We start from the raw sequence: 14,007 nt of genomic DNA, 5'->3' as shown, positions 1-14,007 counted from the left end.
AACATGACGCAACACACACGACTCTGCCGCGACACTCAACTGACCAGTGCCGCGACGAGATCGTGGAGCCCCAATACGGAATCGAACCGTAGACCTTCTCCTTACCATGGAGACGCTCTGCCGACTGAGCTATTGGGGCCTGCTCGGCTGGGAGCGATCCAGACTTTACACAACGACCGCCCGGATTGAGAAATCGGGGGTACCTCGCCCACCTGGACTAACTGACCAGTGTGAGCACCGTCTCATCGTAGAGACCGCGAACCCGCACCGTACGGGCCTGCAACCAGGCCTCGAAGCGGTCCAGCGGGAGCGGGCGAGAGATCAGATAGCCCTGGGCGATGTCGCAGCCCATCTCGACGAGCTGATCCCGCACCGCGTCCTCCTCGACCCCCTCGGCCACCACGACGAGGCCGAGGGAGTGACCGAGCTCGATGATCGACCGGACCACCGCCATGTCAGAGAGATCGGAGCCCATGCCGAACACGAAGCTCTTGTCGATCTTCACCTCGTCGACCGGCAGCTGTCGCAGGTAGGCCAACGAGGAGTAGCCGGTGCCGAAGTCGTCCACGGCCAGCACGACACCAAGCGCATGCAGCCTGCGCAGGACCGGCAGCGCACGCTCGGGATCGGACATGACCCCGGACTCGGTCAGCTCGAAGGTCAGGAGCTGCGGCGGAACCTCATGCCTGCTGAGGGCCTCGCCGACCCGCTCTGGGAAGTTCTCATCGGCGAGGTTGCGCACCGACAGGTTCACCGCCGCCGAGATCCGCAGGCCTCGGTCCAGCCAGCCGCGCACCTCGATCAGGGCGCGCTCCATGACGAAGGACGTCAGCGCGTCGACCAGTCCGGTCGCCTCGACCGCAGGCACGAACTCGTCCGGGTCCAGCCTGCCGAATTCCGGGTGAACCCACCGCACGAGCGCCTCCACGCCGACGACCGCCCGACTGCGCAGCGCGATCTTCGGCTGGAAGTGCACCTCGACCTGGCCGGTGTCCAGGGCCTGTCGGAACTGGGTGACCAGTTGAAAGCGCCGCAGGAAGATCTGCCCCATGCTCGGGGCGTATCGACGGACCCCGGCATCACCGGTCCTGGCCGCCCGCATGGCGACGTCCGCCTGCTGGAGCAGCGCGTCGGCGGGCGACTCCTCCTCCGTCGGCTCCTCGTCCAGGCAGGCGTAGCCGACGACGGCCGAGGCCTCCACCGTCAGGCGCTCCACCGGATAGGGGCGGACGACCTCCGTCAGGAGCAGCTCGGCGAGTTCGGCCAACTCCTCGTCGCTCCGGTCCAGGACCAACACCGCGAAGGAGCCGCTCTCCAACCGGGCCAGCGGGGCGTCGGCACCGAGGACGTCGCGGATGCGCCCGCCCGCGGCGACCACCATCCGATCGCTCCAGGCATGTCCGAGCGCATCGCTGACCGTGGACAGCACGTCGAGGTCGAGGCGCAGTATCGAGGCCTGCCGCCCCGGCTGGATGCGTGCGTCTGCGGCCTCGCGGAACCCGGGCCGGTTCAGCAGTCCGGTGAGCGGATCGTGATAGGCGTCATGCCGCAGCCTGCCCAGCAGCCTGCGATTGTCCATCGTGGTTGCGAGATGACTGGCCAGCGTGCGCAGCAGGCGGATGTCGGCCTGCCCGAATCCCCGCCACCGACTGATCCGGTCGTGCACCTCGACGGCGCCGAGCAGCTGGTGCGCCCCGCGCAACGGCACGACGAGCGCCTCGTAGGCGCCTCGGCTCTGCAATGCGGAGCGGATCTCCTCCACCGCGTCGATCGCCCGGAAGTAGCGCACCTGAGTGCCGGGAAGCTGAAGCAGCGGGTCGTCGCGAAGCTCTCCCTTCGGGAGCGCGCCTACGGGCAGGGCCTCCCCGGAGACGACGCTGAACCGATCACCGTCGGGATCAAGCCGCAGGTGCAGCACCACCCGGGTGGCGTTGAGCTGATCCCTGATCCGGTCGGTGATCGACTGCCATTCGTCTCGTGAGTCTGCGACGGCGATGGACCGCTCGCCCGCAGGCCTGCCCGCCACGTGCTGACCGGATCGTGCGACGGTGAGACTCACGTCGCTGAGGGCCTCCAGGTCACGGCGTTCGCGCAGCAGACCCGAGTAGGCGCGGTAGAAGGCGGCCACCGCCAGACAGAGGAAGACCAGCAGCGCCCATCCCCACGGCGCTCGGTCGGCCAGCTCGAATCCGACCAGGCCCACCGAGGTGTTGAGCAGTCCCACCGCGAGGATGTAGGCGGCCATCCGCACCGCACCGGAGAAGCGGACTTCGCCGCCGAGCACCCGCATCGCGGCCAGTGCCAGCAACATGCTGATGAGCGGGGAGAACAACGCGCCGAGCATCACCGGCAGCCAGCTGGGGCCGACCCCTTCCAGGAGCTGCCCGAGCACGGCGACCATCGCGAACGGCACCGCGACCTCCAGGCACATCACCCCCGCGTTGTAGACCGCGTGGCTGTAGGCCCGCCTGCTGATCAGCGTGCCCATCAGCATGCTCATGCCCGCGAGCAGATGAGCGATCAGCACCACTTCGAACGGCGCGATGAGCAGGCCGATGACCAGCGGGATCTCCGTGAAGGAGACCGTCCAGCCGACCCGGTTGACGTCGACGTGGATGGTGAAGCGCTCGGCGAGAAGGAAGCCGACGGCCAGGAGCGGCGCCGTCCAGTAGAGGTCGGAGCCGAAGTCACCGGGCACCATGGCGCTGACGAAGACGGAGAAGAGGATGCCGACGGCCAGCAGTCCACTGGAGAACCAGCGAAAAGACCGCTGATGCTCCTCGACACGCTGCGGAGAGCCTGTCGACTCCGGCGACTCCGCTTCGGAGACCTGGCCAGGGCTGTCGGACATGCCATCCTCCTCATGCCCCCGCCGGGCGCGCGGAGTAGGCCGAGGTTCGCGCAGGCCGACCCACGAGGTCACATATGTTTTACCATAAAAGTCCTCGCTTCTTTCCGGACAGAGCGCTAGATCTCAGCCTTTCCTGCCGTGACCGAGAAACTACTCACGGCTATTGACCGGAATGTCGCGTCACGGTATGCGATTGCCTTTCGATCTTGACTCACGATCCGTGCACGCCCGAGCACCGCCAGCATAATCCCTGGTCAGAAGGATTCACCTGACTCGATCCCCCGCCGGACATTCGCCGGGCCGCAGGCATCATGATGGCTGCGGGACGCGCCGGAAGCGAGACCGAGAAAAGGTCGGTCAATCGATTACGCGAACGCTTTTCGAGTCCCCCGAAGCGCGCCTTTTCTTGACAGGCGAGACGATTAGTCGCTGCTTTCGATCGGCGAAGAAGATCAGCACCGGCGGCGACGGCCCGTACCGAAGCGGCCACGTCGTGCACCCCCGGTACGCACCCCGGCCCGCAGGCAACCTCCGCACGCCCCGCACAGTGATCAACAGTGCAGCGTCGACCTGCTCCCGATCGACGGCGCACCGTCCGCTCCGACCGCCCGTCCTCGCCCCGACACAGTCACGGCAGCGAGCTCCCGGCACGGGTTCCCACCAGGCTGGAATCTGGTCGGTCGCCTGGACATGACGGCCCCCGGCGCCGGAGGCATTGTCCGCAACGGACCCCACAGGCCACGGCCACGTCGGGCGGACACGCCCCGGATCGATGATCGAGGAGTCCGTTCCCGTCGGCATCCTTGCCGGCGGCAACGCGCCCCGGCGGCGGTTCCGGGGAGACGACCTGCCTAGGGCGACGACGGCTGCCGACAGACCGTGAGACGCCCCGGATCCGCCGGGGGCGGCTCAGCCTGCGCATCATCGACGACACGACCCACACCCGAAAAGCCCCACGTCGCCGCCCCACCGGGCTCGGTTCGATCCCGAGCCTGCGGGCGGACCTGCCCGGAGCCCAGACGGCGACCGACGAGTCAGCGGTAGTTCGTGAACTGCAACGCCAACTCGAAGTCGCTGGCCTTGAGCAGGCTGATCACGGCCTGCAGGTCGTCCTTCTTCTTGCTGGTGACCCGAAGCTGGTCGCCCTGGATCTGGGCCTGAGTGCCCTTCGGGCCCTCGTCCCGGATCTTCTTGGCGATCTGCTTGGCCTTCTCCGTGGAGATGCCCTGCACCAGGGTTCCGGTCACCCGGTAGATCCGGCCGGAGACGGCAGGCTCACCGACCTCGAACGCCTTCAACGAGATGCCACGCTTGATCAGCTTCTCCTTGAAGACGTCGATCGCGGCGGTGCAGCGCTCCTCCGTCTCCGCCTCGATGGTGATCGCCTCTTCACCCGACCACGAGACCTTCGCACCGGTCCCCCGGAAGTCGAAGCGGTTGGCGAGCTCCTTGCCCGCCTGGTTCAGCGCGTTGTCGACCTCCTGACGGTCGACCTTGCTCACCACGTCGAACGACGCGTCGGCCACGTCCACACCTCCGAAGAAGAAGACTGGTCACCGGCTCCTTGACGGGCCAGGACTACGAGAACGCTACTCGGGTGGGCACCCGACGCAGAGCATGCCCCGTTGGTATGTATGCTGTGTCTCGCTGGTCGGTGCGCCGATCGGTCTGGCGGGTTGCCCGAGCGGCCAAAGGGAGCGGACTGTAAATCCGTCGGCTACGCCTACGAAGGTTCGAATCCTTCACCCGCCACACCAGGTATTCGGCCCCTGACCTGCTCGTACAGGTCAGGGGCCGAATGCTTTCCCGGTCGGTGACGTCCCATCCTGTCCCGCCGTCACCCACCGATTCCCGGCTTGTGTGGGGACGATGTGGGGACGAGATCGGTAGTCCTCCCCAGGTCATGCAGCCAGAGCGGCCTCAATCTTCGCGTTCGCCACATCTGCCTGCCCATCGACACATGCTGCGTAGACCTTCAGCAGGACAGCAACGCTGTGCCCTGCCCGCTCGGCTACCTCGGTGGCGGGCACCCCGGCATTCAGCCACAGACTCACGGCGGCATGCCGAAGGTCGTATGGCCGTGCCGCCAACGGTGTCGCCACCTGGTCGGCGGTCAGCACCGCGACACGGGCACGTTTCCACGCCCTGCCGTAGACCGTCTCAGCGAGGTCTCCCCCGTCACGCGCCCCACGGAAGAGCCTGCCGTCCTGGTCGGTACCGAAGGCGGCCAGGTACTCCCGCAGAAGTTCGACGAGGTGCGGCGGTATCGGCACGATCCGCTCGGCGCGTCTGCTCCGGTGCTTGAGGCCGCGCCTGTCTCGGATCGTGCCGTCGTCGGTCCACCGGCTGCCTGCTCGCGGTTCGGAGCGGCCGAAGCGCAGCACTCCCCACCCTTCTGCCGGGAGGTGGCACCCGTCTCGGCGCAGCGCGGTCACCTCCCCGGGTCGCATTCCCGCGTAGTAGAGGCAGGCGAAGAACGCTTTGAGACGGCGTCCGCCCTCACCGTCTCGCCCGATCGCATTGATCAGCGCGCGGGCTTGCTGCGGATTGACCACGACGCGCGGATCAACATCTCCGTCGTCGTGGTCCGGCGGCGACCACTGGACCGTGTCGATCGGGTTCGAGGTGAGCAGTCTCAGCTCGACCGCATAGCGCAAGCAGTTGTAGAGACTGGCCCGCTTCCGATAGATCGTGCTGGCCGCCGCAGTCTTACCATCAAGCTTCACAGTGAGCGCATCAAGGGCGCTCCGGATCACTTTCGGATCATCGAGATCGCGCACATGCAGCGAATTCTTCCGCAGCCATTCCATACAGCGATCCACAGACGCGTCCGGTGACGATTTCCGGGATTCACTGTTGAAGGCCCAGCCGTACAGCGCACGTCGCATCTCGTCCGGCGGCGGCATACCCCGAGTTCCTCTCACGAGCACGGGGGTCACCGTTGCCAGCGTCTCGGCTATCGAGGCCCGGTGCTTCGCGGAAGCGCGCGGCCACTTGGTCTGAGCGTATTCCACGGCGTGGTCTATCCACCGCGTGGACTGTCGCTGACGTGCCAAGGATTCAGGCAAGCCGCTCAGCGTGTCGAACGCCTCGCCCTTTCGAGCGGCCTGAACAAGGTCGGATCGGAAGCTGTCCGCCTGTGCCCGCTGTGCGAAGCTCTTCGATTTCGAATCGACGGCGACGCGCCACCGAACCTCATAGCTGACGACACGTTCTCTGCCGCTCTTCTTGTCCATCCTCTTGACAGGACGAATCTGCCAGATACGAACGTCGTAGCTCTTCACGCCGCGACCTCTCCCGCCGTCGATCGCGCTTCAAGCCATCGTTCGACATCCTTCCGCCGAAATCGGAGCTGCCCTCCTGGCAGGCGAATACTGGTCGGAGCGTCACCGAGCTGCATCCATCGATTGAACGTCGAGCGTCCAACTTGCAGCTCCGCGAGAACTTCGGACAAGGTGAGAAGAGTCGCACTCATAGCAATTCCTTTTCTGGGCGGCGGCCTCGGCCTGGTATCCCTCGATGCGTCCAGCCCGCCCACCGGGTGGTGGACGGGCCGGGTCGTGTGAGTGGGGCGGTGTTAGGCGGCTGGGGTGAGGGGGGTAGCCGTCCCAGGCGTCCCAGGCGTCGCAGTGCTGGTCAGGGCGGGACGGCTGTCTTGGGCGGGACGGCTCGAGCCGTCCCGGGGGGTCAAGCCGTCCCGCTGTGAGCTGGGAAGGGACGGCTGGGACGGCTGGGACGACTCCCCCCGGTTCGGGTGGGTCTGATCGGGTTCGGGAGGGCAGTAACGCAGCCATGCGTCAGTGAAGTCGGCACGGTCGAAGCCCTTGGCCTGCCCGTCGCGGAAGCGGATGTTGCGGGACCGGATGTGGTACTCGGCGAGCATCTGTCCGAGCTTCATCGCGGTGAGCCCGTTGGTGCCGATCTCGCGCCATGGCGCCTCAAGGTCGCTGTTGAGGCGCTCCAGCAGGGTCGCGGTGGGCAGGGCGGTGTGGTCCGTGAACGCGGTACGGCAGTCCAACAGGAGTCGGGCGGGCAACGCAGCGCGGTTGTCGCCAGCAGCGTCGGCCGTGAGCGCGGTCACTGCGGCACGGGCTCGGTCGGGCCAGTGTCCGCCCGCGTGGTCGGCGACGATGACCAGCGGTTCCCACGTGTCGGCGGCGCGGTCTTCCACCGGCATGGCGGGTTCGGCGGCTTCCAGCGCGGGAAGGTCCGCACGGAGCCATTCGGTGAGGGTGGTCGCGAGCTTCTGTAGTCGCGGCCGGTCTCGCCGATGGCGGTACGGCGCGACCGTCTCGCCAGGGGCGCGACGTCGCATGTGGATGACCACCGCGCGGTCCTCGATGGTGTCTGGCATCGCCCCGATGCCGGCCAGCGCGGCCATAGCGAAGGTGGGGATGCTCTCCACCCGGTTGTTGGTGGCGTCGTAGCGGATGGCGGGCCGGTTGCGCTGATGGCCTGCATTGAGCAGCCCGCGTAGGTCCTCGTTCTCGGTCTTGGGGCCGAAGATCGTGTCGGCCTCATCGACCAGCAACACCGGCGGGTCCGAGGTGATCGACCGGTACACCGCCGCAGGGGAAGCGTTCACCGTGATCAATGGTTGGCGGCACGTCGCCTCCACCACGTCCAACAGGCGCGACTTGCCGCAGCGCTTCTCCGGCGCGCGGATCACCAGCCGAGGTGCGTGCGCCCACGCTGGCTGCGCGTGAGTCGCGGCAATCCACAGGCACACCGCGTCGGCGGCCTGGGGCGAGGGAAGCACCACATATCGGGTCAGCGCCTCCCGCAGCGCATCCAGCACGGACACACCATCGGCGCTCTGGGCAGCAGTCATGCTGACGTCCTCGTGATCATGGGATGGTCCTTTCCAGACGACACAGGGCGCCCCGCACGAATGCGGGGCGCCCTGTCTATGGGGTGTTCGGTCAGTTCGTGATGGGGTGTCCGCCGCGTCGGATGCCGTGGCGTAGGCCGCTGGTGATGGTGGCGTCACGTGCGTGGCTGGTGTAGGCGGCTGGGACATGGAGGGAGGAGGCGTACTCCAGATGCGCCCGGGCCTCCACCTCGGTCAATGCCCCGGCTGGAACGAGTCGTCCGAGTGAGCAGGCGGCGACGAACAAGGCCTGGTTGCGCCCGCCGGGTTTGGCCGTGCGGATGCGTTTTGCCTCGCCGTCGAGTGCGGCTTGGACGTAGCCGTCGGTGTGGTTGACGGGCTTCTGAGCGGGCGCTGAGACGGCCGGTGGCGGCCTGTCTTGCAGCCTGCGGGTGATCCATGCCGGTAGTTCGACGATGGGGACGTCGGCAGTGACCTCGTATCGGCAGGTTCCGGCCGCCGTGGTGACCATCGAGCCGGGCGCGACGACGTACCCGCCTGCCGCGCGGGTGTCGATCCGCCACCCCAGCCCGTCCGTGGTGTTGCGTAGTCGGATGCCTGGGGGCGCGCGGTAGTAGAGGTGCGTCCCGCCGGACGGGGTGGTGACGGTGAAGGTGTCGCCGATGCGAGGTGGGGCCTGGCCGCACTCTTCGGCCAGGACGGTGAGCATGTCCAGGCCGTCTCTCACCCCCTCCATGTCCCAGCGCCCCTCAGGGCGGTCGGCGGGTCCTTTGGGGAGGTCGCAGTCGATTACCACGAGCCCGGCTCTCCCGGTGGGGAGGCCGATGTTGTGGACGCCGGAGCCGAGTCGACAGGTCGACGCCGTCCAGCACCGCTCGATCCGGCCGGGGTCGGCGGTGGCCAGTTCGTTCCACCCGAGGTGACCCTTCCGGCAGTACCCGGTTCCCGGGCACTTCTCTGCGGAGTGCAGGCCCCACGCCGGGTGCTTCGGACCGGCAGCCCGAGGCGCGCGCAGGGGGAACACCGGCCCGAGACGTGCCGCCGCCATCAGGGCGGCGGCACGCAAACGGGACCGGACATCACCGGTCACAGGTCGTACTCGCTGTCGATCCAGTCCTCGTCGTACTCGTCCGGCTCGTAAGCGGACGTGCCTGGCCCGATCCGCGCGGTCTCAGCCGCCACGACCTGGGCCAAGGCCGTCCAACCGTCGGCCACGCCCTGGTAGTAGCCCCGGTGGTAGTGGCACCAGCCATCGGGTGTGCAGTGGGAGCAGTCGGCGGTGTCGGCGGCGTCGGGGGTGAGTTGCCGGTGGGTGTCGGTGATCATCGGGCCACCACCAACGTGTCGGTGTCCGGGTGATGCTCCAGGACGTAGTCGGCCACCCAGACCGGCATTGGCCCGGTCGGCCCATAGGAACGGAGGAAGCGCCGCTGGATGACGCTGCCGTCGGGACGGACCAGCGAGCCGCCCACGGTCGCCACCGCCGACCACTCGTCGGTCCGCCCCTTGCAGGCGTAGCACAGCTTGATCACCCGAGGCAGGAAGTGAGCCGACTCGGTCGGGTCGCCCAGCCGCGCGTACTGCACGGTGATCGGTGCCCGGTGCGCCTCAGGGACCTCCGCCCACACCGTGCGGCTGTCGACCTGCCGCGCGGGCCTCCAGTAGGAAAGCTCGTCGAAATCGTCGAGGTGGTCCATTACATCTCCCAGGTGTCGGGTCGGGTGCAGGGCAGGCAGCGGGCTCCGGCGGGGGTGCCGTGGTCGCGGCAGCCCCACCGGGAGGGGCCGGGTCGGGTGTGGCGTCGGCGGCGGGCGCGGATCGCGCGCAGGTCGCGTGGCATCAGGCCGCTTCCCGCCGGACGTCCCGCAGCCGCAGTTCGGTGGGGGGTGTGTCGGTGACCAGCACCGTGGGTCGGTCGCGGTGCTTGTCGACGTACATCCCGTGATCGGCGCGGTCCAGCAGGCCACCAAGGGTGGCGTGCGCGGTGGTCTCGGTGGCGGCGCCGACCGATGCGGTCACGACCAGGCGGTGTCCGTCGAGGGTCATCGGCTCGGCGATCACGTCGGAGAGATCGCGGGCGCGACGGGCTGCGTCGCTGGTCGAGCTGACCTTGCCGAGCCAGACGGCGAACTCGTCGCCGTGCAGCCGCACGGCGAGTTCAGGGCGACGTGTCGCGATGCGCAGGCGGGCGGCGACCGTGCACAGCACGAGGTCGCCGAATCGGTGCCCGTGGGTGTCGTTGATGGTCTTGAACCGGTCCAGGTCCAGCAGCAGGCACCCGACGAGGCCGGATCGGGGGAGGGCACGGCGGGCCGCGAACTCCAGGGCGCTCCGGTTGGACAGGCCCGTCAAGTCGTCGGTGCGTGCCCGGCGGGCCAGGCGCGCGGAGGCGATGGTGGACACCGCCCATCCGGCGGATGCGACCACGGCCATGGTCTCTGCGAACATGGTGGATGCCTCTCTCTGGTGAAGGGATGGGGCGGGCCGACCAGGCCGCCGTCTGCTTGCCGGCTAGGCGGTCTGGTCGGTGTCTTTCTTGGTCAGGCGATGTTGCGCAGGTTGGTGAGCAGCGCGGTCACCTCAGCGAGTCGCTGCGCGTCGTGCGGCTCGGCGTCGCGGTCGGCCGACAGCTGATCGGTCATGCTGGCGGGGATCTCGAAGACGTGGTCACGGACCAGGTTGATCACCTCGGCCGGGTCGTTGATCGGATCGACGGGGGAGCCCCGGTCCAGGGTCACTTCGTCGACCGGGTCGAGAACCTGGGCGAAGAAGGTGTTCATTCCTGCGTCCCAGCCGACGGCGACCGTGTGCCATCCGTCGATGCTGGGCAGGTGATGTCGGCTCATAGTGACCTCCGAAAGGTGACAGTGAGTAGTCGTTGGTGGGCATGGTTGGTCGACGCCTGACCTGCCGGCGTCGTGGTCCTGTGCGGGTGAGGTGTGGGAGATGTGGGAGTCCCACGGCTCGGGCCGTTCTCGGGACCCTCACCCCCGAGAACGGGGGTTGACGTGTGGGTCCCACACCCCCGTGTTGGGTGTGTTCGCGCTGGTAAGGGTGTTCGTTGTGGTGTGCGGGTCCCACGTGGGAGGCACGTGGGGGTGTGGGGGTCGGTGTGGGAGGGGTGTGGGGCTAGGCGTGCGACCAGTTCGCGACCTCGGAAGGCACGGTGAGCTGGCCGCTTCGGATACGCTCTGCTACTGCCTCGATGTCCGCTCGGGCGTAACCCCGACGGGCCTGCCCGTTCTGCTGGAAGGCGTTCGGCAACGCCCGGAGACCGACCAGGGGGAGCAGCCGCGACAGGGTGTCGGGCGTCGTGTCGAGCGCGGCGGACAGAGCGGAGGTGTGCATCCGGTCGGCATCACCGCAGGCGGCGAGAAGACGCGAGATGAGCTCGGGCAGCTCCTCGCCAGCTACCGAGCCCGGAACGCTGATCACCGGCCAGGCAGCGGCGTCGTTCCAGTCAATCCCGTCTGGCGTCGAGGTGGTGCCGGTCTGGAAGATGGCGGCCCCGGCGGCCAACTGAGCCAGCGGATCGTGCAATGTCGCCGTGGGTGCCGGCGGCGGGGCAGCCTGTTCGGCAGGCGGCGTCTGCTCGTCCTGGTCGGCGGGTTCGTCGTCGAAGAGGTGGCTGACTCGGTCGTGGTTCCATCGGGCGGTGTAGTCGACGCCCGCCACCTCCCGGCTCGGCTCGTCGAGCGCGGGACGGCGGGCGGCGACGGCGACGGCGACGTCTTCCAAGGCCGCGCCGACGAGGCGGTAGCCCTTGAACGGTCGCGGGTTCCCGCTGGTGTCTTGGAGATACAGGCCGCATCCGGGGTAGGGGATGTCGGCCGGGGTGGCCTTGCAGCTCCAGCCGAAGAGGTAGTTCAGCTCCTCGGGGTCCTGCACGGACATGCTGACGCGGGCGCGGGCCTGCTTGAGGATGTTGGTCGAGCCGATGACATCGGTGGTCGCCCGCAGGCCGCAGAAGACCAGGTTGACCCCTTCAGCTCGCCCGATGCGCTGGATCTCCTCCAGATTGGCCTGCACCTGCCGATGCGGCGTCCGTTCACCTAGCACCTCGGCGCATTCGTCGACCACGATGACGATCTCGGGCACGGTGGGACTGACCGGGAGCTTGTCGTCTCCGACGTCACGCCGCAGCTTCCGGTAGGCGACCTTGCGGTGCTTGGCGATCCGCAGTGCCGCAGCCGTCATCTTCTGCGCTTCCTTCGGGGTGGCTGCGACCCAGTCCACGGCCGGTGCCGGGACTCCCCCGGCAGGTCCGCGTTCGTGCCACGGCGTGATCCATGGCAGGGACATGCCACCGCCGTTGAGGTCGATGTGCCACACCACGGTGTCGACACAGCGGACGAGGCCGGCGTTGATGACCTGGAGTTCGTTCGTCTTGCCGCCGCCCTTCTGCCCGGTCAGCAGCGTGGTGTCCTGCCGCAGGCTCAGCCCGGCCTCACTGGCGTCGCGGTGCAACCCGATCGGGATCGGGTTGTTGATCGTCAACGGCGTCGCCTCAGACGGGTACGGGGTGTCCTTGATCTGGACGTTGACCGTCGACACCCGGATGAGCGCCACACGCCGGGAGATACCGGCGACGACCTCGACGCCGCAGCCGTCGGGCAGGTTCGCGTCAGCCGCCAGTGCTTCGGCTGCGGCAGCGAGTTCACGCCACGACTTGCCGCCCTCGGGCAGCTCGACGTCGAGGGTGTAGCCGGTGCCGGTGTCCCACTGCTCGACACCGACGACCCGGCTGCCCTGGATGCCGCAGACCCGACCGATCCGGCCTTCCCACTCGGTCGCAGTGCGCGCCCGCCGGGAAGCCAACATCAGCTTGTGTCGCCGTTCCTGCTGCCGGTCGTCAGCGATCGAGACGAAGCGCCCGGTCGCGTACCCGGCGACACCGAGACAGGCCAGGGACGTCAGCGATGCGATCGACCACGGGGTGGTGGCCAGCGACCAGGCGAGCCAACCGCCCGCACCGGCCCAACACGTTGCGCGGTGGGTCAACCGCGCCCGCCCGCCGATTCCGGCAGTGGCGATCAGGTGACCGGCCGCGCCGACACCGGCCGCCGCCACGCCCCAGACCGGCGCAATGTCGATCAATGAGCCGACCATGCCGGTAGCCAAGACCCCGCCGGTGGTGTTGAGCGCGGCCAACGCGGGCGTGTGCCCTGCCGACCAGTCCAGATGTCTCTCCCTCATCACGGTTCCCTTCTTGCTGTCGAGGCTGGTCAGACGTTCCACTTGTCCTCACCGGGACGCGGGTTCTGGGCGCGGCGCATGTCTTCGGAGTGGGCGTTGAGGAACAGGCCCGGCAGCTCTGCGGCGAACCCGGCTGCGGCTCCGAGACCGACGTAGATCTTCGAGAGGTGCTCGACGACCGCCCGATCCAGCGGCCACTGCTCCTGGCCCTTCTTCGTGAAGGCACCCAAAGCGAGCGCCAGATGGGCGATGGTGTCGCCCCACTGCCGCAGGTCGGTGTGGAAACCCGACATCCGCTGCGGCTCGTACCGCGCGGCACGGGTGTGCATCTCGGTGGCCAGGTCGACGATCAGGAACCGGCTGTGCTGTTGCATGGCGAAACCTCCCAAGGTTGCTGCGTGATGGACTGCGGGGCGAGTGCCCGCGTCATGCGGTACGACCAGGTGCCCGGCGGGCGAGGCCGCCGCGACATCACGCGGGGCCTCTGGCCAGGGCTGGTCAGGTCGGCGGATACGGGCGGCCACGGCACCGACCGGTTCCGCCGCTGGTCGACGACTGTTCGCCTGTCGGCTCTCGCGCCACCGGTTCCACAAACTCGGTCCGACTCGGGCACGACCCGACGACGGTGTCTGCCCACCCGGACCCTGCGGCTCAGCTCCACGGCGTCGTCGAGGCGGCGGAGAGGGCGGCAGGCCCGTAACCGGATCGGTCTTCGCTCGTGGCTGCCTCGGTGCGGGCTTCCCCAGCCGCGCAGTCGGAGCGCGGTCGGTGATCGTCGAGCGAGTACCGCCGCGTTGGCCGGAAAATGTCTTCCCCTTGCTGCCTCCGCTGCCCCCGGCGCGAGGAGACGGGAACCGGGACGGAGACCGGCCGGTCGGCGATACAGCACCGCCAGCCGGCTTGCCCCGTGACGAACCACCTGACGGGCGACGAGGTGTGCCGCCGGTCGAGGATGCAGACCGACGGCTCAACCCGGCCAGCAGACCGGATTGGCGACCAGGTCGACCGCCACCCGACCCGAAGAGACCACCGCCGCGACGACCGCCCGCCGTCGGGGCGGTCGTCGAAGGGGCTGGCTTCCCGGTGCCTGGGGTGCCGCCCCGGCTGCCAGCCGCGCCACCTCGTGCCG

Annotated in this window: 12 protein-coding genes and 2 tRNA genes; 1 reads left to right on the top strand and 13 read right to left on the bottom strand. The window is 68.4% G+C overall.

Annotated elements, in window-relative coordinates; genetic code table 11:
* Positions 1 to 63 precede the first annotated feature (63 nt).
* From UA75_RS02875 to UA75_RS02865, 3 genes are all read right to left on the bottom strand, one after another.
* Positions 64 to 139: transfer RNA gene (locus tag UA75_RS02875), tRNA-Thr, on the bottom strand.
* A 78-nt stretch (positions 140 to 217) separates the two neighbouring features.
* Positions 218 to 2,851 (bottom strand): EAL domain-containing protein, encoded by a 2,634-nt coding sequence (locus tag UA75_RS02870; protein WP_075738635.1) that lies wholly within the window; start codon positions 2,849 to 2,851, stop codon positions 218 to 220.
* Between the two features lie 1,034 nt (positions 2,852 to 3,885).
* Positions 3,886 to 4,377: a YajQ family cyclic di-GMP-binding protein gene (locus UA75_RS02865; protein WP_075743345.1), complete on the bottom strand. Its 492-nt coding sequence runs from the start codon at positions 4,375 to 4,377 to the stop codon at positions 3,886 to 3,888.
* A 144-nt stretch (positions 4,378 to 4,521) separates the two neighbouring features.
* Here UA75_RS02865 and UA75_RS02860 point away from each other — a divergent pair.
* Positions 4,522 to 4,603, top strand: a tRNA-Tyr gene (locus tag UA75_RS02860).
* 149 nt (positions 4,604 to 4,752) lie between these two features.
* Here UA75_RS02860 and UA75_RS02855 read toward each other — a convergent pair.
* The 10 genes from UA75_RS02855 to UA75_RS02810 all read right to left on the bottom strand — a co-directional run bounded on the left by UA75_RS02855 (position 4,753) and on the right by UA75_RS02810 (position 13,252).
* Positions 4,753 to 6,135, bottom strand: a complete 1,383-nt coding sequence (locus tag UA75_RS02855) for a tyrosine-type recombinase/integrase (protein ID WP_198044216.1) — start codon at positions 6,133 to 6,135, stop codon at positions 4,753 to 4,755.
* A complete protein-coding gene (locus tag UA75_RS02850; RefSeq protein ID WP_075738633.1) occupies positions 6,132 to 6,326 on the bottom strand; it encodes a helix-turn-helix transcriptional regulator in 195 nt (64 codons plus the stop codon). The genes UA75_RS02855 and UA75_RS02850 overlap by 4 nt, the downstream gene beginning before the upstream one ends.
* Before the next feature lie 102 nt (positions 6,327 to 6,428).
* Entirely contained in the window at positions 6,429 to 7,682 is a 1,254-nt protein-coding gene (locus tag UA75_RS02845; protein ID WP_075738631.1) for a DUF3631 domain-containing protein, read from the bottom strand.
* A 91-nt stretch (positions 7,683 to 7,773) separates the two neighbouring features.
* Positions 7,774 to 8,730: a bifunctional DNA primase/polymerase gene (locus tag UA75_RS02840; RefSeq protein WP_075743342.1), complete on the bottom strand. Its 957-nt coding sequence runs from the start codon at positions 8,728 to 8,730 to the stop codon at positions 7,774 to 7,776.
* 38 nt (positions 8,731 to 8,768) lie between these two features.
* Positions 8,769 to 9,008 (bottom strand): hypothetical protein, encoded by a 240-nt coding sequence (locus UA75_RS02835; RefSeq protein ID WP_075738629.1) that lies wholly within the window; start codon positions 9,006 to 9,008, stop codon positions 8,769 to 8,771.
* Positions 9,005 to 9,379: a hypothetical protein gene (locus tag UA75_RS02830; protein WP_075738627.1), complete on the bottom strand. Its 375-nt coding sequence runs from the start codon at positions 9,377 to 9,379 to the stop codon at positions 9,005 to 9,007. The genes UA75_RS02835 and UA75_RS02830 overlap by 4 nt, the downstream gene beginning before the upstream one ends.
* Before the next feature lie 142 nt (positions 9,380 to 9,521).
* Positions 9,522 to 10,130 carry a GGDEF domain-containing protein gene (locus UA75_RS02825; RefSeq protein WP_075738625.1) on the bottom strand — a complete coding sequence of 203 codons (609 nt, stop codon included), beginning with the start codon at positions 10,128 to 10,130 and terminating at the stop codon, positions 9,522 to 9,524.
* 92 nt (positions 10,131 to 10,222) lie between these two features.
* A complete protein-coding gene (locus tag UA75_RS02820; protein WP_075738623.1) occupies positions 10,223 to 10,528 on the bottom strand; it encodes a hypothetical protein in 306 nt (101 codons plus the stop codon).
* Between the two features lie 283 nt (positions 10,529 to 10,811).
* Positions 10,812 to 12,878, bottom strand: a complete 2,067-nt coding sequence (locus tag UA75_RS02815) for a hypothetical protein (RefSeq protein WP_157433966.1) — start codon at positions 12,876 to 12,878, stop codon at positions 10,812 to 10,814.
* Positions 12,879 to 12,907: 29 nt separating this feature from the next.
* Positions 12,908 to 13,252: a hypothetical protein gene (locus UA75_RS02810; protein WP_075738619.1), complete on the bottom strand. Its 345-nt coding sequence runs from the start codon at positions 13,250 to 13,252 to the stop codon at positions 12,908 to 12,910.
* Positions 13,253 to 14,007: the final 755 nt, after the last annotated feature.

Origin of the sequence: Actinoalloteichus sp. GBA129-24, from assembly GCF_001941645.1 — a bacterium.
Lineage (GTDB): Bacteria > Actinomycetota > Actinomycetes > Mycobacteriales > Pseudonocardiaceae > Actinoalloteichus_A > Actinoalloteichus_A fjordicus.
The sequence above is the reverse complement of the archived record's forward strand: the minus strand, read 5'-3'. Positions and strand labels throughout refer to the sequence as shown.

Bases quoted from the DNA above. Each gene is read 5' to 3' on its own strand.
- UA75_RS02845 (WP_075738631.1), bottom strand. From the start codon at position 7,682: ATGACTGCTGCCCAGAGCGCCGATGGTGTGTCCGTGCTGGATGCGCTG.
- UA75_RS02870 (WP_075738635.1), bottom strand. From the start codon at position 2,851: ATGTCCGACAGCCCTGGCCAGGTCTCCGAAGCGGAGTCGCCGGAGTCG.
- UA75_RS02815 (WP_157433966.1), bottom strand. From the start codon at position 12,878: ATGAGGGAGAGACATCTGGACTGGTCGGCAGGGCACACGCCCGCGTTG.
- UA75_RS02850 (WP_075738633.1), bottom strand. From the start codon at position 6,326: ATGAGTGCGACTCTTCTCACCTTGTCCGAAGTTCTCGCGGAGCTGCAA.
- UA75_RS02840 (WP_075743342.1), bottom strand. From the start codon at position 8,730: ATGGCGGCGGCACGTCTCGGGCCGGTGTTCCCCCTGCGCGCGCCTCGG.
- UA75_RS02835 (WP_075738629.1), bottom strand. From the start codon at position 9,008: ATGATCACCGACACCCACCGGCAACTCACCCCCGACGCCGCCGACACC.
- UA75_RS02830 (WP_075738627.1), bottom strand. From the start codon at position 9,379: ATGGACCACCTCGACGATTTCGACGAGCTTTCCTACTGGAGGCCCGCG.
- UA75_RS02825 (WP_075738625.1), bottom strand. From the start codon at position 10,130: ATGTTCGCAGAGACCATGGCCGTGGTCGCATCCGCCGGATGGGCGGTG.
- UA75_RS02810 (WP_075738619.1), bottom strand. From the start codon at position 13,252: ATGCAACAGCACAGCCGGTTCCTGATCGTCGACCTGGCCACCGAGATG.
- UA75_RS02820 (WP_075738623.1), bottom strand. From the start codon at position 10,528: ATGAGCCGACATCACCTGCCCAGCATCGACGGATGGCACACGGTCGCC.